Origin of the sequence: Duganella sp. CF517 (genome assembly GCF_900110275.1) — a bacterium.
Taxonomy (GTDB): Bacteria; Pseudomonadota; Gammaproteobacteria; order Burkholderiales; family Burkholderiaceae_D; genus Rugamonas.
The window spans coordinates 536,455-559,941 of the sequence record NZ_FODC01000003.1 but is presented as its reverse complement, the minus strand read 5'-3'; the positions used below and the strand labels follow the sequence as shown (position 1 = coordinate 559,941).

The window sequence follows — 23,487 nt, the reverse complement described above, 5'->3', positions numbered from 1 at the left end:
CTTGACCCCGGACGAAAAAAAAGGCCGGGTCCGCTTTGCGGAACCCGGCCTTTGTGCGCCGTGGCGCGCCAGCGTTAGTCGTTGGCGTAGATGTTGTTGTCCTTGGTCTCGCGGACGAACAGCGCGCCGATCACGGCGGTGATCAGGGCGATGACGATCGGATACCACAGGCCGTAGTAGATGTCGCCCTTGAACGCGACCAGCGCGAACGAGATCGTCGGCAGCAGGCCGCCGAACCAGCCGTTACCGATGTGGTATGGCAGCGACATCGAGGTGTAGCGGATGCGGGTCGGGAACATTTCAACCAGCATCGCGGCGATCGGGCCGTACACCATCGTCACATACAGCACCAGGATGAACAGGATGCCGACGATCATCGGCTTGTTCATTTGCGATTCGTCGGCCTTGGCCGGATAGCCGGCGACCTTGACCGCCGCCGCCACCTCTTTCTTCAGCGCGGCTTCGGCCTTCTTGCTGTCGGCGTCGAAGTTCAGGCCGTCGGCGGTCATGACGGCGTTGAACGCCGGCACTTCCTTGTCGCCGATCTTGATCTTGGCGACGCTGCCGGCCGGTGCCGCTTCCTTGGTGTAGGCGACCGACGCGTTCGACAGAATGCCGGTGGCGATGTCGCACGACGACGGGAACTTGGTGGTGCCGGTCGGATTGAACTGGAAGTGGCACGATGCCGGATCGGCGACCACCACCACTGGCGAGTTCTTCAGTGCCGTTTCCAGCGCCGGATTGCCGTAGTGGGTCAGCGCGCCGAACAGCGGGAAGTAGGTCGCCGCGGCGATCACGCAACCGCCCAGGATGATCCATTTGCGACCGATCTTGTCCGACAGCATGCCGAAGAAGATGAAGAACGGCGTGGCAAGGGCCAGCGAGATGGCGGTCATGATGTTGGCGCTGGCGCCGTCGATCTTGAGCGTTTGCGTCATGAAGAACAGCGCGTAGAACTGGCCGGTGTACCACACCACCGCCTGGCCCATGGTCAGGCCGACCAGCGCCAGGATCACCACTTTCAGGTTTTTCCATTGGCCGAACGCTTCGCTCAGCGGCGCTTTCGAGGTCTTGCCCTCGGCTTTCATTTTGGCGAAGGCCGGCGATTCGTTCATCGACAGGCGGATCCACACCGAAACGCCCAGCAGCAGCACCGACACCAGGAACGGCACGCGCCAGCCCCAGGCGTTGAATGCTTCCTCGCCGACGGCGGTGCGGGTGCCCAGGATCACCAGCAGCGACAGGAACAGGCCCAGCGTCGCGGTGGTTTGAATCCAGGCGGTGAAGGAGCCGCGCTTGCCGTTCGGCGCGTGCTCGGCGACGTAGGTCGCCGCGCCGCCGTACTCGCCGCCCAGCGCCAGGCCCTGCAGGATGCGCAGGACCACCAGGATGATCGGCGCGGCGATGCCGATCGCCGCGTAGCCGGGCAACAGGCCGACGATGAAGGTCGACGCGCCCATGATCAGGATGGTGATCAGGAAGGTGTACTTACGGCCGATCATGTCGCCCAGGCGGCCGAACACGAGCGCGCCGAACGGACGCACGATGAAGCCGGCGGCAAACGCCAGCAGCGCGAAAATGAAGGTGGTGGTGGGGTCGCCGATGAAGAATTGCTTGGCGATGATAGACGCCAGCGCACCGTACAAATAGAAATCGTACCATTCAAAGACCGTGCCCAGCGACGAGGCGAAAATCACCTTGCGTTCTTCCGGCGTGATCACCGTCGATTTGGGCGGATTGCGCAGGTCTGCAGTGCCTGTTGGGGTTGCCATATATGTCTCCTGTAATTATTTGAACTTCACTAGCCGCGATAGTTATTACTCCGTCAGCTTGAATGCAGTGTGGCCGCCGAACCTTACGTCATGCTTGCTTCAAACTTACGCGAAACTGACAAATTGAATTAAGAACGGTCGTACTAAATATGCTATTCTGGCCCGACTAAAATAATCCACAGGAGATTGCCATGATAGATGCCGTCATCGTTTCGACCGCCCGCACCGGGCTTGCCAAATCCTGGAAGGGCGCGTTCAACATGACGCACGGCGCCACCCTGGGCGGCCACGTGTTGCAGGCCGCGATCGCCCGCGCCGGCATCGAGCCGGGCGAGGTCGAGGACGTGCTGGTCGGCTGCGCCAATCCGGAAGGCGCCACCGGCGGCAACATCGCGCGCCAGATCGCGCTGCGCGGCGGCTGCCCGGTGACCACCGCCGGCATGACCATCAACCGCTTCTGCTCGTCGGGCTTGCAAACCATCGCCACCGCCGCGCAACGCATCATCGCCGGCGAGGGCGACATCTATGCCGCCGGCGGGGTCGAGTCGATCTCCTGCGTGCAGCAGGAAATGAACACCCATATGTACAAGGAAGTGTGGCTGTCCGAGCACAAGCCGGAACTGTACTGGCCGATGCTGCAGACGGCCGAGACGGTCGCCAAGCGCTACAACATCAGCCGCGAGCGCCAGGACCATTACGGCGTGCAAAGCCAGCAGCGCGCCGCCGCCGCCCAGGCCGCCGGGCTGTTCGACGCCGAGATCGTGCCGATGACCACGGTGATGGGCGTGGCCGACAAGGAGTCGGGCATGCTGCTGAGTCGCGAAGTGACGATCTCGGCCGACGAAGGCATCCGCGCCGACACCACCTACGAGGGCGTGGCCAAGATCCGCAGCGCCGTGCCGGGCGGCGTCATCAGCGCCGGCAACGCCAGCCAGTTCTCCGATGGCGGCTCGATGGCGATCGTCATGAGCGCGCGGAGCGCCGCCGCCAAGGGGCTGGCGCCGCTGGGCATTTTCCGTGGCTTCGCCGTGGCCGGCTGCGAACCGGACGAGATGGGCATCGGCCCGGTGTTCGCGATCCCCAAGCTGCTGAAAAAAGCCGGGCTCAAGGTCGAGGACATCGGCCTGTGGGAATTGAACGAGGCCTTCGCCGTGCAGGTGCTGTATTGCGCGGACAAGCTGGGCATTCCGATGGACCGGCTCAACGTCAACGGCGGCGCCATCGCCGTCGGCCATCCTTACGGCGTCTCGGGCGCGCGCCTGACCGGCCACGCGCTGTTGGAAGGCAAGCGGCGCGGCGTCAAATACGTGGTGGTGACGATGTGCATCGGCGGCGGCCAGGGCGCGGCAGGCCTGTTCGAAGTGGTCTGAGCCCATGCAATCGAAACTGCTGTCGCGTCGCGACATCGACTTCATGCTGTACGAATGGCTGGACGTGGAATCGCTGACCAAACGAGGGCGATTCCAGGACCACAACCGCGAAACCTTCGACGCCGCGATCGACACGGCCGCGCAGTTGGCGGCCGATCTGTTCGCGCCGCACAATAAAAAGAGCGACAGCCAAGAGCCGCACGCGGTGCCCGGCGCGCACTGCCTGAACGTGCACATGATTTCCGACGTGAAGGTGGCGCTCGACGCCTACTCCGCGGCCGGCCTGATGGCGTCCGGACAGGACTACGAGCGCGGCGGCATGCAGCTGCCGTGCGTGGTGGAGAAAACGCTGGCGTGCTACTTCACCGCCGCCAATGTCAGCACCACGGCCTACACCTTCCTGACCACCAGCAATGCCGGCACCTTGCTCAAGTGCGGCACGCCGGAGCAGGTGCGGCGCTTCGCCGATCCGATGTTCGCCGGCCGCTATTTCGGCACCATGTGCCTGTCCGAGCCGCAGGCCGGCTCCAGCCTGTCGGACATCACCACCCGCGCCGAGCCCGATCCGGTCGACGGCGTCGACGGCGGGCGCCAGTACCGGCTCAGCGGCAACAAGATGTGGATCACGGGCGGCGAGCACGAACTGTCGGACAACATCGTGCACCTGGTGCTGGCCAAGATCCCGGGACCGGACGGCAAGCTGATCCCTGGTGTCAAAGGCATCTCGCTGTTCATCGTGCCCAAGTTCCTGGTCAACGATGATGGCAGCCCGGGCGAGCGCAACGACGTCGTGCTGGCCGGCCTGAACCACAAGATGGGCAATCGCGGCGCCACCAATTGCCTGCTCAACTTCGGCGAGGGCAAGTTCAAGCCGATGGGCAAGGGCGGCGCGGTCGGCTATCTGGTCGGCACCGCCCACCAGGGCCTGGCCAACATGTTCCACATGATGAACGACGCGCGTATCTGCGTCGGCCTCGGCGCTGCCGTGCTCGGCTACACCGGCTACCTGCACGCGCTGGACTACGCCCGCAACCGTCCGCAAGGCCGCCATCCGGCGCAGAAGGATCCCGCCCAGCCGCAGTTGACCATCATCGAACACACCGACGTGCGCCGCATGCTGCTGGCGCAGAAGGCGTATGTCGAAGGCGCGCTGGGACTGGTGTTGTATTGCTCGCGGCTGGTCGACGAGCAGCGCACCGCCGACACGCCGGAAGCGCGCGAACACGCCGGACGCTTGCTCGATTTCCTGACGCCGGTCACCAAGTCGTGGCCATCGCAGTGGTGCGTCGAGGCCAACAGCCTGGCGATCCAGGTGCACGGCGGCTACGGCTACACGCGCGAGTACAACGTCGAACAGTTCTACCGCGACAACCGCCTCAACGCCATCCACGAAGGCACGCACGGCATCCACGGCCTGGACCTGCTGGGCCGCAAAGTGGCGACGCAGGACGGCGCGTTGTTCAAGGCTTTCGGCGCCGAGCTGCGGCGCACGGTGCGCAAGGTGCGCGGCGGCGTCGGCGCGCCGGGAGCGGTCGATGCCGCCAGCGCGCAGCTGTCGGCCGCGGCGGCCAGCGACATCGCCGCCGAACTGCTGGCCCACGCCGCCGCGCTCGATACGGCATGGCAGAGGGTGGAACAAGTCACGCAGAGCCTGTATGCTGTCGGCGACATGAACAAGACGCTGGCCAACGCCAGCGCCTATCTGGAGGCGGTCGGCCACGTGGTGCTGGCGTGGATTTGGCTCCAGCAAGCGTTGCTGGCGGCGCGCGCGCTGCCCGGGGCGGGCGCGCCGGATGCCGATTTTTATCGCGGCAAGCTGCAGGCTTGCCGCTTCTTCTACCGCTGGGAGCTGCCGAAGGTGGCGCAGCAGCTGGAGCTGCTGGCCAGCGTGGACACCACCACGCTCGATATGCGGGACGCGTGGTTTTAACTAGGATTAAATATGCTCAAACACATCGTGATGTGGAAACTGAAAGAACACGCCGAAGGCGGCGACCGCGCCACCAATGCCGCCAAGATGAAGGCGATGCTCGACGGCTGCGCCGGTCTGGTGCCTGGCATCCTGAAATTCGAGGCGGCGCTGGCCCAGCCGGGCCTGGAGGCGACCTACGATGTGATTTTGTATTCCGAGTTCACCGACAAGGCGGCGCTGGACGCGTACCAGGAACACCCGGACCACGTGGCGATCAAGCCGTTCTTCGGCGCCGTGCGCGACCAGCGCCAATGCATGGACTACGAGGTGTAAATGACTATTGCTTCGACCTACCAACGCATCGTCCTCGCCTCGCGTCCGCGCGGTGCGGTGTTGCCGGAGAACTTCCGCCTGGAGACCGTGCCGGTGCCGCAGCTGGCCGACGGCCAGGTGTTGATCCGCAACCACTATCTGTCGCTGGACCCGTACATGCGCGGGCGCATGAGCGCGTCCAAGAGCTACGCCGATTGCCAGGCGCTCGATGACACCATGATCGGCGGCACCGTCGGCGAAGTGCTGGCGTCGCGCAACGCGCGTTATCAGGCCGGCGACTTCGTCGGCGGCGTGCTCGGCTGGAGCGAGATGGGCGTGTCCGACGGCGCCATGCTGCGCAAGCTCGACACGTCCAATATTCCGTTGTCGGCGTATCTGGGCGCGGTCGGCATGCCCGGCATGGCGGCGTGGTACGGCTTCAACCAGATCATGGCGTCCAAGCCGGGCGAGACGATCGTGGTGTCGGCCGCCAGCGGCGCCGTCGGCAGCGTGGTCGGGCAGTTGGCCAAGCTGCGCGGCTGCCGCGCGGTCGGCATTGCCGGCGGGGCGGAGAAGTGCGCCTACGTGGTCGACGAGCTGGGCTTCGACGCCTGCATCGACTACAAGGCCGGCAATCTGGAGCAGGATCTGGAAGCGGCCACGCCCGATGGCGTCGACGGCATTTTCGAGAACGTCGGCGGCGCGGTGCTCGACGCGTCGCTGGCGCGCACCAACGCCTTCGCGCGCATCGCGCTGTGCGGCATCATCGCCGGTTTCGCCGGCGCCGACCTGTCGATCAAGAACTCGCGCCTGCTGCTGATCAACCGCCTGACCTTGCGCGGCTTCATCGTCACCGAGCACATGGAGTTTTGGGCGCAGGGCTTGCAGGAGCTGGGCGCGCTGGTCGCGGACGGCAAACTCAAGTACCGCGAATCGGTGGCGCAGGGGCTGGCGTCGGCCCCGGACGCGTTCATCGGCCTGATGGAGGGGCGGAACTTCGGCAAGCAGCTGGTCAAGCTGGTGTGACCGGTGAATCGCTGGTGGGTGAATTGTTTCACACACTCTACACTACGACTGTTGTCGAAGCGACCAAAGCGGCGTAGCCTAACCGTGCTTGACGTACCCGAACACTCTTTTGAAGATAGGAAATATATGAACAAGATCGCCGTAGTGCGCTGCATGATGAGTTTGTCCCTGATGGCGGCATCGACCGCCTTCGCCGCCACCACCAGCGCCGAGGCGCCGTTGAAGGCGACCGCCGGCAACAAGGTCACCGGCACGGTCAGTTTCGACCAATCGGCGGACAGCCTGCGCGTCAAGGCGCGCATCGAGGGATTGACGCCAGGCCTGCACGGCTTCCACATCCATGAAAAGGGTGACTGCTCGGCGCCGGACGGCACCAGCGCCGGCGGCCACTTCAACCCGTCGGCGACGGCGCATGGCGATCCGGCCAAGGCGGCGCACCACGGCGGCGACTTCGGCAACCTGAACGCCAACGACAAGGGCGTGGCCGAACTGGATGTGAAGGTGCCGCTGACCCAGGTTAACCTGACCGACGGCAACGCCGCCAATGCGGTCGGCCGCGCCGTGATCGTCCACGCCGCGCCGGACGACATGGTCACCCAGCCGACCGGCAATTCCGGCGCCCGTCTGGCCTGCGGCGTGATTGCCGCCAAATAAACGAGATGTAGACACCTGGAGCGGATCGGCGGTGTGCGCGCCGATCCGGTCGGTCGATGTCAGCCCAACGCCGCCGCGATCGCCTTGCCCGCCTCGGTCGTGTCGGCCGTGCCGCCCAAATCCGGCGTCCGCGTCCCGTCCTGAACGCAGGCCTCGATGGCCGCCACGATCGCGTCGTGCGCCGCCCGGTACTTGCCCTCGCCACCGCCCAGGAAGTCCAGCATCATCGCCCCCGACCAGATCATGGCCACGGGGTTGGCGATATTCTGCCCATAAATATCCGGCGCCGATCCGTGCACCGGCTCGAACAACGACGGCCAGGTCCGCTCCGGATTCAAATTGGCCGACGGCGCGATACCGATCGTCCCGGTGCAGGCCGGCCCCAGATCCGACAGGATATCCCCGAACAGATTGGACGCCACCACCACGTCGAAGCGCTCCGGCGACAATACGAAGCGCGCGCACAAAATATCGATGTGGTACTGGTCGCGCCTTACCTCCGGATAACTTTCGCCCATGGCCGCGAAGCGCTCGTCCCAGTACGGCATGCTGATCGAAATGCCGTTCGACTTGGTGGCCGACGTCAGGTGCCGTTTCGGCCGGCTGCGCGCCAGCTCGAACGCGTACTTCAGCACGCGATCGACGCCGGTGCGCGTGAACACCGACTCCTGCAAGACGAATTCGCGCTCGGTGCCTTCGAACATCTTGCCGCCGACGGATGAATACTCGCCTTCGGTATTCTCGCGGACGATATAGAAGTCGATGTCGCCCGGCTTCTTGTTGGCCAGCGGACAAGGCACGCCGGGCATCAGGCGCACCGGCCGCAGGTTGACATACTGGTCGAACTGGCGCCGGAACTTCAGCAGCGAGCCCCACAGCGATACATGATCCGGCACGGTTTCCGGCCAGCCGACCGCGCCGAAGAAGATCGCGTCGTAACCCTTGAGCTGCTCGAACCAGTCGTCCGGCATCATCTTGCCGTGCTTGACGTAGTAATCGCAGCTGGCCCACTCGAAGGTGGTCCATTCGATGCCGATGTCGAACCGCTTGGCGGCGGCCTCCACCACCCTGATACCCTCGGGCATGACTTCCTTGCCGATGCCGTCGCCGGCGATGACTGCGATCTTGTGCTGTTTCATGGAATCTCCTCGGTTAGCGTATGGGTGCAGCATAGCGTGCGCGGTCTGGTTTAGAATGTGTCTAATTGTGATCTCATAAAACACGTATCGTGAACAATGGCCGTGAATAAAAATATTGAAAACAACGACCTGCGGGTGTTCGCCACCGTCGTGCGCAAGGCCAGTTTCGTCGCCGCCGCCGAGGAGCTGGGCATGTCGCCGGCTTATGTCAGCAAGCGGATCGGCATGCTGGAAGAGGCGCTGGGCGTGCGGCTGTTCCACCGCACCACGCGGCGGGTGGTGGTCAGCGACGATGGCGAGCAGGTCTACACCCGCGCGCTGACGATACTGGCTAGCCTGGATAGCCTGTTCGACGAGGTGGCCGAGCGGCAGGGCGTGCCGCGCGGCCAGCTGCGCGTCAGCAGCAGCTTCGGTTTCGGACGCAACGTGGTCGCCCCGGCGATCGCCCGGCTGGCGGCCGGGCATCCGGCGCTGCAGGTGCGGCTGGAGGTGTTCGACCGCCTGGTCGACATCGTCAGCGAGGGCTTCGACATCGACGTGCGCATCGGCGACGAGATCGCGCCGCAACTGATCGCGCGGCGGCTGATGACCAACCACCGCATCCTGTGCGCGTCGCCCGCCTATCTGGCGCGGCGCGGCACGCCGGCAACCCTGCGCGAGCTCGAAGCCCACGATTGCCTGCCGATCAAGGAGCGCGATTTGCCGTTCGGCGTCTGGCGCCTGCGCAGCGCCGGGGAGGAGGGCGTGGTCAAGGTGACCGGTCCGCTGTCGACCAACCACGGCGAGATCGCGCTGCAATGGGCGGTGGCCGGCGCCGGCATCGTGCTGCGGTCGCGCTGGGATGCGCAGGCGTACCTCGACCGCGGCCAGCTGGTGCAGATATTGCCGGCCTACACGCAGGAAGCCAACGTCTGGGCGGTCTATCCGCAACGCTTGGCCAGTTCGGCCAAAGTGCGCGTGTTCGTGGACTTCCTCGAACGGCATCTCGCGTGCGACAATCCAGGCTCGACCAACCAGACGCCACGCGAATGACCGACCACGCCCCCTACGATATCCGCTTCGGAGACTGGAGCGCCCTCAGCGAGGACGCCAAGACCATCCGTTTCGAAGTCTTCGTCGAAGAACAACAGGTTCCAGCCGAGCTGGAGATGGACAACATGGACGCCGTCTGCCTGCACGCGGTCGCCTACGACGCCGCCGGCGTGCCGGTCGGCACCGGCAGGCTGCTGCCGGACGGCCACATCGGCCGCATGGCGGTGCGCAAGGGTGCGCGCGGCACGGGTGTCGGCGGCGCCTTGCTGCAAGCGCTGATGGCGCAAGCCAGGGCGCGCGGCGACCGCCAGGTGGTGCTCAGTTCGCAGTCGCACGCCGCCCCGTTCTACCAGCGGCACGGCTTTACGATCGACGGCGGGGAGTTCTTCGAAGCGGGCATCGCCCACATCAACATGCAATATACCTTCGCATGATCCGTTGAGCGCCGGATCACGGGGTTCCCGGGCGGCCCGCAAGGCGCCGGCGCGGCCGCAGCAACCCCGCCGCCAGCACCAGGAAGAACAATAACTGCACCTTCGGCACATCGAACAGGCTATCGAACATCCCCACCACCAGCGCGCCGGTCAGCGCGGCCAGGAATACCGCCGCATCGACCCGGCCATGCCACGCGCTGCCCGCCATCCGGCCGGCGCCGTACACCAGCAGCAAGCCCAACGCCACCGCGCCCAGCCAGCCCTGCTCGAAGTAGGTATGGATGTAGAAATTCTTGATATGCCAGGGCAAGTGATCACGGTCGCTGGTGAAGAACCAGCCAGCCTGTCCGGCCGTGAAGTCGCCATTGCGCAGCAGCTCCGGCCCGCCATTGCGCGCCCGCACGCTCACGTTGTCGATGTCGACCACGCCGGCCTGGTCGCCGCTGGCCAGCTCCAGTTGCACCGGCGCCCGCGCGCCCGCCAGTTGCGCAAGCAAATCCTGCCGCTGGCCCATGCCGGCGCTGTAGAAATCCAGATCGAAGTGCTGCCAGCGGTCGTCGGCCCCCGCCAGTTTGATTACGGGCGAGACGCAGGTCTGCGGATAGAGCAGCCAGCGCTCGCACACCGCCATCCACACCACGGCCTTGGGATCGCTGCGTTTGACGTCCAGCGCAATCCGATAGTTGGTGTTCGGTTCCAGGCGCACATGCTGGATATGCCGCACCACGTCGCTATAGCCGCGCGGGTGGACCGGGGCGGCGAGACGCAGGAAGTTGTTGCCGACAAGGTCGGTCTCGTAGCGGAAGCTGCCGGGGCGGATGCCCAGCATGTTGCCCCAATAATAGGTGCGCGGATAGCTCCCGAGCCCGGCGCCGAGCAGGGTCGTCGGCAAGTCGTCCGGCATCATGTGCACGGCCTCGTCCCAGTGGCGGGTGCGCAGCTCCCAGTCCTGCGCGACAGTGCTCATGCGCTCGCCCATGTACGAGCTGCCCAGCACCGGAATCGCCATCGCCAGCAGCGCCGCCGCGCCCGCGCCGAAGGTGACGCTGGCGCGGCCGATGCGCCACAGCGGCTGGTGGAACAGCAGGCTGGTGATGCAGATCAGGCCGCTCAGCGCGACCACCCAGGACGCGTCCTGCGCGGCCGGCATGCCGCCCCAATGGCGCGCCACCAGCAGGCAGGCGATCGCCAGGGCCGGGTAGGCGCCCAGCGCCAGCGCGGTGGCGGGCTGGCGCCAGGCGCGCGGGCCGCACAGCGCCGCGGCGCCCGCCAGTCCGGCGCCGAAGGCGGCCGCCGCCAGCGACAGATAGGGCGCCTTTGCCCAGCCCGGCACCGGTAGATTGCGCAGCAAAACGAACAGGGCCAGGTCCAGCAACAGCAGGGCGGCGGTGGCCGCGCCGGCCCACGACAGGTGGCGCGGCTGCAGCACGCGGCCGGCGGCGCGCGGCAGCCCGCCCGTCATCAGGGTCGCGCCCAGCAATAGGAGCAGGCCGCCGAGCGTGCGGTAGCCGCCGGTGGCGAAGGAGCGCATCAGCAGCACGCTGATCACGGCGAGCAACGCCGCCACCGCCACCAGCACGCCGGGCCGCAGCTTGCCGGCGGCCAGTTGCGGACCGCAGACCAGGCAGCCGATCACGACGCCGGAGCCGGCGTAGGCCAGCCAGACGTCGCGCGAGAACGTGGTAAAGCCTGTGAACAGCCCCATCATGAGCAGCGCCAGCGCGGCGCCCAGTTGCCAAGGCCTGCTTTTACCCAGCAGCCAGCACGCCACGAACGGGAAGCTCAGCGCCAGGAAGGCGTCCAGCGCGGCGCCGCCGGTGTGCATGGCCGAGAACGAGGCGGTCGGCCGGTAGTCGGTGGAGAAGTTGAGCAGGCCGGGAAATAACCAGCGCTCCCAACCCTGGACCAGCGCCGTGCAGAACAAGCCGAGCAGCATGCCCGGCACCAGCAAGGTGCGCAACCCGCGCAGTTCCGGCCCCACGCTGCGGGTCAGCAGCGGCAGCAGTACCAAGGCCCACGCCAGCCCCTTGGCCACGCGCAGGCTGTTGTAGTGGCTGCTGTAGCTGGCGAAGGCGTTCAAGTCCAGCGGCGGCAGCGGAAGCAGCCCGCGCACGGCGGCGACGGCGGTGCTGGCGGCCACGGCGGCCAGCAACAGCTTGGCGACCGTGGGCAGCTTGCCGGTGCGGTGGCAGGGCGCCAGCCGCCAGTAACCCACGGCGGCCGTCGCCAGCAGCATCAGATCGAACTCATCGAGGTAGAACCAGCCGGTCCGGGTGCCAAGGTCCAGCCATGGCAGCGCGGCCGGCACCAGCAGCAGCCACAGCGCGGGGCGCCACCAGAGCAGCGCCGCGTAGGCGGCGAGCGCCAGCGTGGCCTCCAGCGGCCAGAACGGATAGTGCGGCAGCAGCGCCGCCAGCAGCGCCAGCGGTATCAACGTCAGCAAGCGCCATAGCACGATGCGGGCGGCGCCGACCGAGGGCTGGCGCGCCGCACCGCCGCCCGTGTCGGCGGCCGTTCCGCCGACAACCAGGCCGGCGGCGGACTCGTTCATGGCGCCGGTTCCTGCCATATTCCGGCCGTTACCAATAGCTGCTTGAGGCCTGGCAGCGGGAAGCCGAGCGCATAGGCCTTGTGCGCGTACTCATTGGCTTCCTTGAATTGCTTGGTTTTGTAGTACGCCAGGCCGAGGTTGTAATTATAGGTCGGGTCTTCCGGCGCCAGCGCCACCGCCTCGCGCAACTGGTCGCGCGCCATCTCGAGTTTGCCCAGCGCCATCAGGTAGGTGGCGTAGGTGGCGCGCACGGCCGGGTCGGCCGGCTGGAATTCCATCGCCCGCACGAAATAGCATTCGACGGGGAACTGGGCGCCGGGCAGCTGCGTGACCTTGTCGCGCACGCCGACGCGCGCCATCGTCGCCAGCGCGCGCGGATGGTTGGGAATGGCGCGCAAGGTGTAATCGATGTCGCTGCCGAGCGGACCGGTGGCGCCGCGTATGCCCAGCTCCACCTCCTCGGGAAAATGGTGCGGCTCGACCATGGCGATGTTCTGGACATTGCCCGGATCGTTGTAGTCGAACGGGCCGAAGGAGTTGGCGATGTGTCCGCACAGCTTCTTGGGCGCGGCCTGCGCTGGCGCCGCCGCGCCGGCCAGCAGCAGGGCCGCCAGCAGCAGGGCCGGCGGCGCGGAAGGTGGGCGCCTCATGCCGCCGCCGCGCCGGCCTTGAACGCCACCGGGGCGCCGGCCACGTCGTCCAGCAACTGGGCCAGCACGGCGCTGCGCGCGTGGCGCGAATGGGCGGCCACCACGGCGGCCGGTGGCAACGGCGCCTTGCCGTCGCGCACCAGCGACAGGAAACGCGGCAGTATTCGCATGATGTCCTCCTCGGAGTCGAGCGCGGCGATCGTGTCGATGCCGGACGCGCGCAGGGTGGCGGCGGTGTCGCCGGCGGCGTCGGTCAGCGCCAGGATCGGGCGGCTGGCGCGCAGATATTCGTACAGTTTGGCGGGAATCTGGTGGTTGCAGTTGGACGCCTGCAAGATCAGCAGCGCGTCGACGCTGAGCATTTCGGTCAGCGCGGCGCGGTAGGGCTGGTGCGGGGCGATGCTGACCATGTCGTCCAGTCCGTGGGTTGCCAGCAAGCCGGCCAGGAAGGCGTCGTGACCGGTGGCGCGCAGCACCAGCCTCAGCGTGTCCGGGCCGATCAGCCCCTGGCGCCGCAGCGCGGCCATCGCGGCGAACAACGGCGCCGGGTCGCGCTCGGAGGGATAGATGACGCCGCTGTGCAGCAGCACCAGCGGCGTGCCGGCGGCCGGTGGCGGCACGCCGCCGGTGGCGCCGTCGCGCTGGGCATCGAGGAAGTTTTCTTCGTCGTAACCGTTCTCGACCAGACGGAAGCGTTCGGCCGGCAGGTGCGGAAAGCGCTGCCGGTAGGTTTGGATCGCGCCCGGCGTGGTGCAGACGGCCACCGTGCAGCGTTCGACCGTGCGGCGTTCTATCCACAGGTAGACTTTGCGCGTGAGCGGATTTTCCGGGTAGCCGACATCGGTCATCGGGTCGCGCAGGTCGGCCACCCACGGCAGCCCCGTCAGGCGTTGCAGCACGTAGGCGATCAGGTGGGCGGTGGCGATCGGATAGGTCGACCACAGCACTTGCGGACGATGCCGGCGGATCAGCCGCAGTCCGGCCGGCACCGCGCCCAGCAGCCACGAGACCCAGCGGTCGGGCAGCGCCATCAGGCCGGCGTAGCGCCCGCGCAGCGACAGGTGGCGCGCGGTGTCGAGCGCGAAGGCGCGGCACACCGGCACGTCGGCCGGGATCTCGCCCATCTGGTCGTTGCCGGGATTGCTGTAGGCGCGCGGATGCGCCGACAACAGCACCGGCTTCCAGCCCCATTCCGGCAGGTATTGCGAGAACTTCAGCGTGCGTTGAATGCCGCTGCTGCCGCGCATCGGCGGATAGTGGAAGGCGATCATCAGCACTTTTTTGGACGTTGCCGTCTCTACCATGTGTGCACCCAGTTTGCAGTCCAGTCGGCGACCTGGTCGCGCCACACGCGGCGGGAAAAAGTGTGGTCGGCTTCGTCGAGTTCGTGTCGCGTGGTGCCGGCGCGCGCCAGCAACTGCTGCCATGCGGGCGAGGCGCCGGCCAGGTCGGTGAATTCCTTGGCGGTCAGGTCGGCGCCGCTGAGGATCAGCAGCACCGGGCCCTTGAAGCGCGACCAGCTCGCCAGCATGCGCGCGGGCAGGTCTTCCGGCGCAGCCTCGGTGTCCGCCCGCGGCCGGCCGCCGCTGGCGGCCAGCAGTTGGCGCAGCGAGCGCCAGGCGGCGCCGGCGTCGAACTGCCCGCTGAACAGCTTGCGCCACAGATCGCCCTGCAACAGGCGGCCACGGTAATAATGCTTGAGCGTGGCGCGCGCGGCGCCGGCCTCGGTGCGCACCCACGGGTTGAGCAGCACCAGGCCGCGCACGCGGGCGTCCTGGCTGGCGTAAAACAGCGCCGCCGAGGCGCCGTCGCACAGGCCCCACAGCACCACGTCGCGCATGCCGGGCACCGCCGCCATAAAGTGGTCGACGGCCGCCCGCACGTCCAGTTCGACTTCGCCGAAGTCGCGCTGCGCGCCTTCGCTGTCGCCCATGCCGCGGTAGTCGAAGCGCTGCACCGGAATGCCGCGCGCCGCCAGCGTGCGCGCCAGCAGGGTGAACTGGCGGTGGCTGCCGGCGCGGTATTGCGGGCCGCCGACGATGATCAGCACGCCGCGCGGCGACGGCTGCTCGGGCAGGCTCAGCACGCCGTACAACTGGTCGCCGCCGCAGCCGAAGGCCACGGCTTGATCGTCATAGCGCATCGGCGCTCTCCATCGCGAAGCACGGGGCCAGCGCGGCGCTCGCCTCCAGCAGCGGCTGGCAGGTGGCGATTTCCTGGCTGCCCCAGAAGGCCGGACCGTCGATCGCGGTCATGTCGACCTCGACGCCGCGCTCGCGCAGCGACGCCAGCGCCTTCGCCGTGGCCGGCGACAGCGCGCGCCCGGGCTGGCCGACGTCGAACCAGTGCAGCGCGCAACCGGCGCGGCCGAGCGGCGCCAGCTTCAGGCCATCGATGGCCAGCGTCAGTTGCGGCGAAAGTTCGTAGCCGGCGACTTCCAGCGGGCGGCCCGCCGCCAGCATCGTGCGCAGGGCGGCGGTGGAATTGTCGGCCGCGCCCGCCGCGCTCATCATCGCGCCGGCCGTGCGCAGGCGCAGGAATTGGGTAAGGAAGGTGGCGCCGTCCAGCACCGGTTGCCACAGGATCAATCGACGCGGCGCGTCGGCTTCCGGCGCGTTGGCGGCGTAGTCCATCGCCAGCAGCGCGCCCAGGCGCAGTCCAAGCAGCGCGGGGCGGTGGCCGCTGCGCCGCTCCAGCCATGCGCTGGCAAGGCCGACATCGTCGCGCCAGCTTTCCCAGCGGGCGTCGGCAAAATCGCCGCTGCTGTCGCCGCAGCCGTGCAGGTCGATGCGCACGGTGGCGATGCCTTGCCGCGCCAGCTCCAGCGCCAGCAGGGCGGCCATGCGCCGCGATTTGTTCATTTCCTCCGCGAACGGCGGTACGTAGAGCAGGGCGCCACGGCACACGCCGGCGGCCGGCTGGTACAGGCAATAGCGCTGCCCGCCGGCCGCGCTGTGCGCCGGCAGAAAGAACGCTTCGGGCGCCACGTGGTTCATGCGGCCATCTTCTCGGTGACGAAGTCGGTCAGGCTGCCGACGGTGGCGAAGGTCTGCGCGCTGATATCGTCATCGTCGATGGTGAAGCCGTAATGCTCCTCCAGCGCGGTCAGCAGTTGGACCACCGCCATCGAGTCGAGTTCGGGGATGCTGCCCAACAGGGCCGAGTCGCGCGTGAGCGCCTGTGCGGACGGTCCCAGGCTCAATACGTCGCCGAGGATGGTTTTGACGGATTCCAGTTGCATTTAACGCTACTCCATTGGTTGATCTGCTGTCGCTGCTGTTGCTGCTGTTGCTGCTGTTGCTGCTGTTGCCGCTGTTGCGGCGGGGGCGGCGGCCGCCAGGTTGCGGTGCTCGGCACGCTTTTGCCACGCGTGATGCAGGCGGCGCAGTCCGGACCAGCGGTAACTGTTGACGTGATACAAAGTGCGCACTTCGTCGCTCCAGCGGCGGTGCCACTCCATCACCTTGCCATAGAATTCCAGTCCCTTGAAACGACGTAGCGCAAACAAATGCTGACAAAGTTCTTCCAGCAGCAGAAAAGCCGGGCTGTACTGGCTGCCGAGCGACTCGTCGTAGGTGGTTTTCAGAATGATTACGCTGTCGCCGCCCTCGACGCACAGGTTAACCGCGACCAGCCGGTCGTCGAACCAGTAGCGGTAGACGGCGGCGTTGCCGCGCCGGGCCATGCTTTCGAGCATGGCCCGGTAGAAACGGCCTTGCGCGTTGTCGAGGTGCACCGAGGTGCCTTCCTTGGATTTCCAGCCGGCGCTTTCGAGCCGGCCGAAGTCGGCGACCGCCGCCGCCATGCCGTCGGCCTCGCGCGTCACTTCCATGCGCGTGGCGACGCCTTCCTTGAGCAGCTTGGCGCGCTGCTTCTTCATGTTGGCGCGCAGGTTCTTGCCGCGCCCGTTCCAGTAATCGGCGAACTCGCCTTGCAGCGCCACGCGGGCGGTGTCCAGGTACGGCAGCACGGTGATGCGGTCGCTGTCTTCCGGCTGGCGGGTGACGGCGGGATCGCATTGGGTCATGCCGAGCAGCAGCGCGCCGCCGGGCAGCGTGCGGATCAGCGCGTCGAGCAGGCGCGGCAAATCCTGGGGCGCCAGCGCGCCCGGCCGCTCCAGCCACAAGGTGACGGGCGCCTGCGACGGTTGAAAGGTTTCCCAGACCCCGGCGCGGCGCGGGCACACGATGGTCATGACGACCACCTCGTTGTCCTGGCGCCACATGGCCAGCCATTCGTTGCCGCTGCCGAACTCCTTCAGCAGCGGTTGCACGAACTCGGGCGACAGCAGCGGCGCGGCCGGGCCGGCGGTGTTCAGGCCGGCCCAGGTGGCGGCATGGTCGGCGAAACGGGCGGCCGGCACCAGCGACCAGCTCATGCCTGCGCTCCCGACGTCAGCGCGGCGCGGATCTGCGCGATCATCCATTCCAGCTCATCGTCGCGCAACTCCTGGTGACAGGGAAACTGCATCACGTGGCGCGACAACTCGACGCTGGCGTCGCACACGGCCGCGCCCGCGTCCGGCCACAGGAATTCGCCGAAGCGCAACACCGGCACCGCGCCGCGCTTGAGCGCCGCGAACACCTGCCGGGGCTGCTCCACCCACAACGGAAACACCCACGGATAGACGTTGTCCGGCAGGGCCGGGAACAACGGCCGGCAACCCTGCAGGTCGGCCAGTGCCGCGTGCAATCTTAAATAGTGGCGCCGGCGCAGCGCGCCCATGCGGCGCCGCGACACCAGCCGCAGCATCAGGCGCGAATACACCGACGAGCGCTTGTCCAGCCAGGCCGGATCGAAGCTGAAGCCGCCTTCGGACGAGCCCGGCGACAGCGGTTGCGCGCGCGCCGGATTGCGCGCCTTCATGCGTTCCCACAGCGCGTTCTTGAGCGCCATTGGCAGCGCCAGCAGGTGGCGCAGCAGGCCCAGGCGGCGGTATTGGCAGCCTTCCTCCAGCGCGTTGATGGCCACCTTGGCTTCGAAACCGGCGCCGGCCGAGCGCAGCCGCACGCCGTCGAGCGCATGGCGCGCCGACACCAGGCAGCCGCCTTCATAGATAGGTAGAAACTTCATGCTGCTGGCGATGGCGTAATCGCCGAACGAGCCGAGCGGCTTTCCCTGGTATTCGCCCAGGAACGAATGCGCGCAGTCTTCCAGCAGCATGATGCCGTGGCCGTCGCAAAACGCCCGCAGCTTGTCCAGCGGTTGGGGAAAGCCGAAGTAATTGGTGGCCATCAGCACCTTGGTGCGTGGCGTGACCCGACGCGCAAGGTCCTCGAGGTCGATCTCGGTGTTGGGCAGGATGCGATAGAACACCGGCAGCGCGCCCGACCAGATCACCGGCTCGATCATCGACGCGCAATGGTAGGCGGGCACCAGCACCTCGTCGCCGGCGCCGACCGCCATTTCGCGCAGCGCCAGCGCGATGGCGACCCGGCCGCTGGTGACCAGCCGCGCCGGTCCGGCGTCGACGATGGAGCGCACGGCGGGATGCCCCCGATGCAAAAACGACGCGGCCGACAGCACGGGCGCGAGCGGAATCGGCGAGGCCGGCGGTGGTGCGGACGCGGCTTGCGCGCCGCCAACGGCCGGCTGGAAACCGACATCCTGATTGACATTCAACATGCTCAACTACTCCCCGGCCGGTAAGATTGGAGGCGACTCTGCGTTCGCCTCTCCGTTACCATTTAGACATTTTTCGAGTATAGCGCTCCTGATTAAGCGATGCACTATTAATAATGAATGATGTCAGATTGTGTTGTTTTCGTTGTAATTGAATATTAAAACGCTAATTTGCGTGCCATTCTGATATCATCATTCGACCTGTCGGCCGGGGCCGGCCAATCGGCAAAAATCCGCTAAAAACCTGCAAAGAGGGTGATATGGGCTGTGCGACGAGCTATCTGGTGCACGATTTTATTTTCTCCTCGGCCGAGCGCACACCGGCCGCCGAAGCGCTGGTCGACGGCGCCCGCCGCCTGACCTACGCGCAACTTGCCAGCCTGACCCAGCGCACCTGCGCGGCGCTGCGGGCGCGCGGCGCGCGGCGCGGCGAGCGTGTCGCCGTCTATATGGAAAAGAACATCGAGCACGTCGCCGCGCTGTTCGGCGCGGCCGCCGCCGGCATGGTGTTCGTCCCGGTCAATCCCTTGTTGAAGCCCGAGCAGGTCGCCTACATCCTGCGCGACTGCGACGTCCGCGTGCTCGTCACCAGCGCTGACCGGCTGCGCCAGCTGGCGCCCAGCCTGGGCGGCTGCGACAGCCTGCACACGGTGCTGGCGCTGGGCGCGGCGCGCGCCGCGGCGGCCAGCGGCGCCGGCGTCGCCGACATCGGCCAGATCAAGGTGCTCGATTGGGAAGCCGCGCTAGCCCAAGCCGACGCCGCCGAGGCCAATGCCGGCGGCGCCGGCGCGCGCGCGCGCCGCATCACCGATTCGGACGTCGCCGCCATCCTGTACACCTCCGGCAGCACGGGCCAGCCCAAGGGCGTGGTGCTGTCGCACCGCAACCTGGTGGCCGGCGCGGCCAGCGTCGCCAGCTATCTGGGCAATACCGCCGAGGACCGCATCCTGGCCGTGCTGCCGCTCAGCTTCGACTACGGCTTGAGCCAGCTCACCACCGCCTTCCTCAGCGGCGCCTGCGCCGTGCTGATCAACCACCTGCTGCCGCGCGACGTGCTCACGGCGGTGATCGCCGAGCGCATCACCGGCCTGGCCGGCGTGCCGCCGCTGTGGATACAGCTGGCCGCGCTGGACTGGCCGACGGTGTGCACCTTGCGCTATCTCACCAATTCCGGCGGCGCCATGCCGCGCGCCACGCTCGACCAGTTGCGCGCCAGGCTGCCGGCGGCCAAGCCCTATTTGATGTACGGGCTGACCGAGGCGTTCCGCTCGACCTTCCTGCCGCCGTCGGAGCTGGACCGGCGCCCCGACTCGATGGGCAAGGCCATTCCGAACGCCGAGGTGCTGGTGCTGCGGCCCGACGGCAGCGAATGCGCGCCGGGCGAACCGGGCGAACTGGTGCACCGGGGACCGCTGGTCTCGCTCGGCTACTGGAACGACGCCGCGCGCACCGCCGAGCGCTTCAAACCCTACCGCTCGCCGCTGACGGGCCTGATGCTGCCGGAGATGGCGGTGTGGTCGGGCGACACCGTGCGCCGCGACGAGGACGGCTTCCTGTATTTCATCAGCCGCGCCGACGAGATGATCAAGACCTCCGGCTACCGGGTCAGCCCGGGCGAGGTCGAGGCGGTGCTGTACGCGCAGGGCGAAGTGGCCGAGGCCGCGGCGTTGGGCGTGCCGCATCCGGTGCTGGGCCAGGCGATCGTGGTGGTGGTGTCGGTGCGCGACGGACGCGTGCTCGACGAGGCGCGCCTGCTGGCCGCGCTCAAGCCGCACCTGCCCAATTACATGCTGCCGCATAAGATCATCCTGGCCGACAGCAGCCTGCCGCGCAACGCCAACGGCAAGATCGACCGCAAGCTGCTCAGCACGCAATATCTGGCCAGCTTCACGGCAGCGGCGGCATGAGCGCTGTCTTGAGCCAAGCGCCGCGCCAGGCGCCGATGCACGCGCCGCTGGAACAATTCCCCGTGCGTGACGATTGCCTGCAAGTCGGCGGCGTCCCGCTGACCCGGCTGGCCGCGCAACTGGGCCAGACGCCGTTCTACGCCTACGACCGCCACGCCATCACGCGCCGCGTGGCCGAGCTGCGCGCGGCGCTGCCGCCCGGCGTGCATCTGCACTATGCAATGAAAGCCAATCCGATGCCGGCCGTGGTGCAGCACCTGGCCGGCCTGGTCGACGGCATCGACGTCGCCTCCGGCAACGAGCTGCGCGTGGCGCTCGACACCGGCGTGGCGCGCGCCGACATCAGCTTCGCCGGTCCCGGCAAGGGCGACCGCGAGCTGTCGTGCGCGGTGGCCGCCGGCGTGATCATCAACGTCGAATCGGAAGCCGAGCTCGATCGCATCGCCGCCATCGGCGTGCAACTCGCCATCCGCCCGCAGGTGGCGCTGCGCGTCAATCCCGATTTCGAACTGAAGTCGTCGGGCATGCGCATGGGCGGCGGCTCGCGCCAGTTCGGCATCGACGCCGAGCTGGTGCCGGCGCTGCTGCAACGGCTGGCGTCGATGCCGGTGGACTGGCACGGCCTGCATATCTTCAGCGGCTCGCAGAATCTGAAGGCGGCGGCCTTGCAGGAAGCCCACCAGCAAACCTTGGCGCTGGCGATGCGGCTGGCCGAGTTCGCGCCGCGTCCGATGCGGCTGCTTAATATTGGCGGCGGCTTCGGCATCCCGTATTTTCCCGGCGAGCAGCGGCTCGACGTGGCGGCGGTCGGCGCCAACCTGGCGCGCTTGCTGCCGGACGCGCGGCGCGCGTTGCCGGAAGCGCGGATCGTCATCGAGCTGGGCCGCTATCTGGTCGGCGAGGCCGGCGTCTATGTCAGCCGCGTGATCGAGCGCAAGCTCTCGCGCGGCCAAGTGTTCCTGGTCACCGATGGCGGCCTGCACCATCATTTGTCGGCCTCGGGCAACTTCGGCCAGGTGATCCGCAAGAATTATCCGGTGGTGATCGGCAACCGCGTGCAGGGTGGCGCGCGCGAGACGGTGTCGGTGGTCGGCCCGCTGTGCACGCCGCTGGACCTGTTGGCCGACCGCATGGAACTGGCCGCCGCCGGTCCGGGCGACCTGGTGGCGGTGCTGCAATCGGGCGCCTATGGATTGAGCGCGAGTCCCGGCGGCTTCCTCAGCCACCCGGCCGCGCTGGAAGTACTGGTGGGGCAACACGATCGCGATGGAGCGGCTTCATGAGTGGAATTTGTGGGTGGATAGGGCAGGGCCGCGACGTTGGCGCCAACCGTGAACTGGCCCAGGCGATGGCCGCGCCGCTGGCGGGTGTCGACGGGCAAGCGCCGCACATCATGGCGGGCGCGGCCAGCGCCATCGCCGGCGCCGGCGTGCAATGCTACGAGGCCGACGGCGTGCGCTTCATGCTGTGGGGCGAGGCCCGGCTGCGCGGCGGCGCCGACACCATACCCGGCCCGGCTTGGACCGAATTGTGGCGCGGGCAGGGCGCGCTGGCCTTGTGCGAAGCGCTGACCGGCGCCTTCGCGCTGGCCGTCATCGACGAGCGCGCCGGCGAGGCCCTGCTGGCCACCGATCACATGGGCAGTTTCCCGCTGCTGTATCAACTGCAGGGCGAGACCCTGGTGTTCGCCAGCTCCGCGCAGGCGCTGCGGCGCCACCCGCTGACACCGGCCGAGATCGATCCGCAGGGTTTGTACAACTATGTTTTCTTCCACATGATTCCGGCCCCGGGCGGCATCTACCGGCACCAGCGGCGCTTGCTTCCGGGCAGCTGCCTGCACTACCGCCAGGGACGCGTCGAGTCGCACACCTACTGGCGCATGCGCTTCGACGAGCGGGCCGACACGCCGTTCCCGCAATTGAAAGAGGAATTCCGCCAAGTCCTGCGCGACAGCGTGCGCGAGAGCGTGGGTGGTGGCAAGGTCGGCGCCTTCCTCAGCGGCGGCACCGACAGCTCGACCCTGGCCGGCATCCTGTGCGAGACCGGCGGCGCGCCGGCGCAAACCTATTCGATCGGCTTCTCGGCCGACGGCTACGACGAGATGTCGTACGCCCGGCTGGCCTCGCGCCACTTCGGCACCGACCACCACGAATACTATGTGACGGCCGACGACGTCGTCGACATCATCCCGCGCATGGCCAAGGCCTTCGACCAGCCGTTCGGCAACGCCTCGGCCGTGCCGGCGTATTACTGCGCCCGCATGGCGGCCGCCGACGGCGTCACGCGCATGATCGGCGGCGACGGCGGCGACGAACTATTCGGCGGCAACGAGCGCTACGCCCGCCAGCAAGTGTTCGCGCTGTACCAGAAGGTGCCGGCGCTGCTGCGCGAAGGGCTGCTGGAACCGGCGCTCAACCATTTCCCCGGCGCCGACCGGGTCGCGCTGCTGCGCAAGGCGCGCAGCTACGTGGCGCAGGCGTCGGTGCCGATGCCGGCGCGCCTGGAAACCTACAACCTGCTCAACCGCTATGGCGCGGCCGAAGTGTTCGAGCCGGGGCTGCTGGCCGGCGCCAACACCGGCCGTCCGCTGGACGAACTGGCGGCGTCCTACGGCCAGAGCGAGGCCGGCAGCCTGATCAACCGCATGCTGGCGCTGGACCTGAAAATCACCCTGGCCGACAACGACTTGCCGAAGGTGCGCGGCGCCTGCGCGCTGGCCGGCGTCGAGGCCGCGTTCCCGTTCCTGAGCGAGTCGATGGTGGCGTTCTCGTCGCGCTTGACGCCGCGCCAAAAGCTCAACGGCAGCCAGTTGCGCTACTTCTTCAAGCAGGCGCTGGGCGACTTCCTGCCGCCGGAAATCATCCACAAGGAAAAGCACGGCTTCGGCCTGCCGTTCGGCGTCTGGATGCAGCAATACCCGCGGTTGAACGAATTGGCCGGCGACAGCCTGCAATCGTTGCGCCGGCGCGGCGTGGTGCGCGGCGAGTTCATCGACAAATTGCTCGGCCATCACGTGCGCGAGCACGCCGGCTACCATGGCACGATGGTGTGGGTGCTGCTGATGCTGGAGCAGTGGTACCAGCAACATCAAGACCCGCGGAACTGA

20 protein-coding genes are annotated in these 23,487 nt (G+C 67.5%); 10 read left to right on the top strand and 10 right to left on the bottom strand.

All coding sequences use genetic code 11. The annotated features are described in order from the left end of the window. Positions 1-74: 74 nt before the first annotated feature. The gene (locus tag BMX85_RS14110; RefSeq protein WP_090318980.1) at positions 75-1,772 is read right to left on the bottom strand and encodes an MFS transporter; all 1,698 of its coding nucleotides are present in this window, start codon (positions 1,770-1,772) and stop codon (positions 75-77) included. A 191-nt stretch (positions 1,773-1,963) separates the two neighbouring features. Here BMX85_RS14110 and BMX85_RS14105 point away from each other — a divergent pair, with 191 nt between their 5' ends. The 5 genes from BMX85_RS14105 (at position 1,964) to BMX85_RS14085 (ending at position 7,046) form a co-directional block, all read left to right on the top strand. Beyond that, positions 1,964-3,142, top strand: a complete 1,179-nt coding sequence (locus tag BMX85_RS14105) for an acetyl-CoA C-acyltransferase (RefSeq protein WP_090318977.1) — start codon at positions 1,964-1,966, stop codon at positions 3,140-3,142. Between the two features lie 4 nt (positions 3,143-3,146). Further along, positions 3,147-5,072 carry an acyl-CoA dehydrogenase gene (locus tag BMX85_RS14100; protein ID WP_090318974.1) on the top strand — a complete coding sequence of 642 codons (1,926 nt, stop codon included), beginning with the start codon at positions 3,147-3,149 and terminating at the stop codon, positions 5,070-5,072. 12 nt (positions 5,073-5,084) lie between these two features. Beyond that, positions 5,085-5,387: a Dabb family protein gene (locus BMX85_RS14095; RefSeq protein WP_090318971.1), complete on the top strand. Its 303-nt coding sequence runs from the start codon at positions 5,085-5,087 to the stop codon at positions 5,385-5,387. After that, a complete protein-coding gene (locus BMX85_RS14090; protein WP_373923642.1) occupies positions 5,388-6,392 on the top strand; it encodes an NADP-dependent oxidoreductase in 1,005 nt (334 codons plus the stop codon). Positions 6,393-6,518: 126 nt separating this feature from the next. After that, positions 6,519-7,046, top strand: a complete 528-nt coding sequence (locus tag BMX85_RS14085; protein WP_090318969.1) for a superoxide dismutase family protein — start codon at positions 6,519-6,521, stop codon at positions 7,044-7,046. A 59-nt stretch (positions 7,047-7,105) separates the two neighbouring features. Here the strand turns inward: BMX85_RS14085 and BMX85_RS14080 are convergent, their stop codons facing one another. Then, positions 7,106-8,185, bottom strand: coding sequence for a tartrate dehydrogenase (locus BMX85_RS14080; protein WP_090318966.1), 1,080 nt, complete (start codon positions 8,183-8,185; stop codon positions 7,106-7,108). A gap of 102 nt (positions 8,186-8,287) precedes the next feature. Between BMX85_RS14080 and BMX85_RS14075 the strand changes: the two genes are divergently transcribed. Together BMX85_RS14075 and BMX85_RS14070 are read left to right on the top strand one after the other, a co-directional pair. Then, the gene (locus BMX85_RS14075) at positions 8,288-9,217 is read left to right on the top strand and encodes a LysR substrate-binding domain-containing protein (RefSeq protein WP_373923639.1); all 930 of its coding nucleotides are present in this window, start codon (positions 8,288-8,290) and stop codon (positions 9,215-9,217) included. Beyond that, positions 9,214-9,651, top strand: a complete 438-nt coding sequence (locus BMX85_RS14070; RefSeq protein WP_090318960.1) for a GNAT family N-acetyltransferase — start codon at positions 9,214-9,216, stop codon at positions 9,649-9,651. The genes BMX85_RS14075 and BMX85_RS14070 overlap by 4 nt, the downstream gene beginning before the upstream one ends. Before the next feature lie 16 nt (positions 9,652-9,667). Here BMX85_RS14070 and BMX85_RS14065 read toward each other — a convergent pair whose 3' ends face one another. The 8 genes from BMX85_RS14065 to BMX85_RS14030 are packed head-to-tail and all read right to left on the bottom strand — an operon-like array spanning position 9,668 to position 18,477. Then, positions 9,668-12,202: a hypothetical protein gene (locus BMX85_RS14065; protein WP_090318957.1), complete on the bottom strand. Its 2,535-nt coding sequence runs from the start codon at positions 12,200-12,202 to the stop codon at positions 9,668-9,670. After that, positions 12,199-12,852 (bottom strand): tetratricopeptide repeat protein, encoded by a 654-nt coding sequence (locus tag BMX85_RS14060; RefSeq protein ID WP_090318954.1) that lies wholly within the window; start codon positions 12,850-12,852, stop codon positions 12,199-12,201. The genes BMX85_RS14065 and BMX85_RS14060 overlap by 4 nt, the downstream gene beginning before the upstream one ends. Further along, positions 12,849-14,156 carry a glycosyltransferase gene (locus tag BMX85_RS14055; protein WP_229210448.1) on the bottom strand — a complete coding sequence of 436 codons (1,308 nt, stop codon included), beginning with the start codon at positions 14,154-14,156 and terminating at the stop codon, positions 12,849-12,851. Before BMX85_RS14055 ends, BMX85_RS14060 begins: the two co-directional genes overlap by 4 nt. Further along, entirely contained in the window at positions 14,150-14,995 is an 846-nt protein-coding gene (locus BMX85_RS14050) for a hydrolase 1, exosortase A system-associated (protein WP_090318947.1), read from the bottom strand. The genes BMX85_RS14055 and BMX85_RS14050 overlap by 7 nt, the downstream gene beginning before the upstream one ends. Next, the gene (locus BMX85_RS14045; RefSeq protein WP_090318943.1) at positions 14,985-15,848 is read right to left on the bottom strand and encodes a hydrolase 2, exosortase A system-associated; all 864 of its coding nucleotides are present in this window, start codon (positions 15,846-15,848) and stop codon (positions 14,985-14,987) included. Before BMX85_RS14045 ends, BMX85_RS14050 begins: the two co-directional genes overlap by 11 nt. Continuing rightward, positions 15,845-16,093, bottom strand: a complete 249-nt coding sequence (locus tag BMX85_RS14040) for an acyl carrier protein (RefSeq protein WP_090318940.1) — start codon at positions 16,091-16,093, stop codon at positions 15,845-15,847. The genes BMX85_RS14045 and BMX85_RS14040 overlap by 4 nt, the downstream gene beginning before the upstream one ends. A 6-nt stretch (positions 16,094-16,099) precedes the next feature. Next, complete coding sequence (locus tag BMX85_RS14035) at positions 16,100-17,230, bottom strand: GNAT family N-acetyltransferase (protein ID WP_090318936.1); 1,131 nt, start codon at positions 17,228-17,230, stop codon at positions 16,100-16,102. Then, a complete protein-coding gene (locus tag BMX85_RS14030) occupies positions 17,227-18,477 on the bottom strand; it encodes an aminotransferase class I/II-fold pyridoxal phosphate-dependent enzyme (protein WP_090318934.1) in 1,251 nt (416 codons plus the stop codon). The genes BMX85_RS14035 and BMX85_RS14030 overlap by 4 nt, the downstream gene beginning before the upstream one ends. Positions 18,478-18,734: 257 nt before the next feature. On the opposite strand from BMX85_RS14030, the gene BMX85_RS14025 reads away from it, so the two are divergent. Genes BMX85_RS14025 through BMX85_RS14015 form a run of 3 tightly spaced genes read left to right on the top strand, consistent with a single transcriptional unit; the run spans position 18,735 to position 23,487 of the window. Next, positions 18,735-20,381: an acyl-CoA ligase (AMP-forming), exosortase A system-associated gene (locus BMX85_RS14025; protein ID WP_090318931.1), complete on the top strand. Its 1,647-nt coding sequence runs from the start codon at positions 18,735-18,737 to the stop codon at positions 20,379-20,381. Further along, complete coding sequence (locus tag BMX85_RS14020; RefSeq protein WP_090318928.1) at positions 20,378-21,664, top strand: pyridoxal-dependent decarboxylase, exosortase A system-associated; 1,287 nt, start codon at positions 20,378-20,380, stop codon at positions 21,662-21,664. Before BMX85_RS14025 ends, BMX85_RS14020 begins: the two co-directional genes overlap by 4 nt. After that, entirely contained in the window at positions 21,661-23,487 is a 1,827-nt protein-coding gene (locus BMX85_RS14015) for an asparagine synthetase B family protein (RefSeq protein ID WP_090318926.1), read from the top strand. The genes BMX85_RS14020 and BMX85_RS14015 overlap by 4 nt, the downstream gene beginning before the upstream one ends.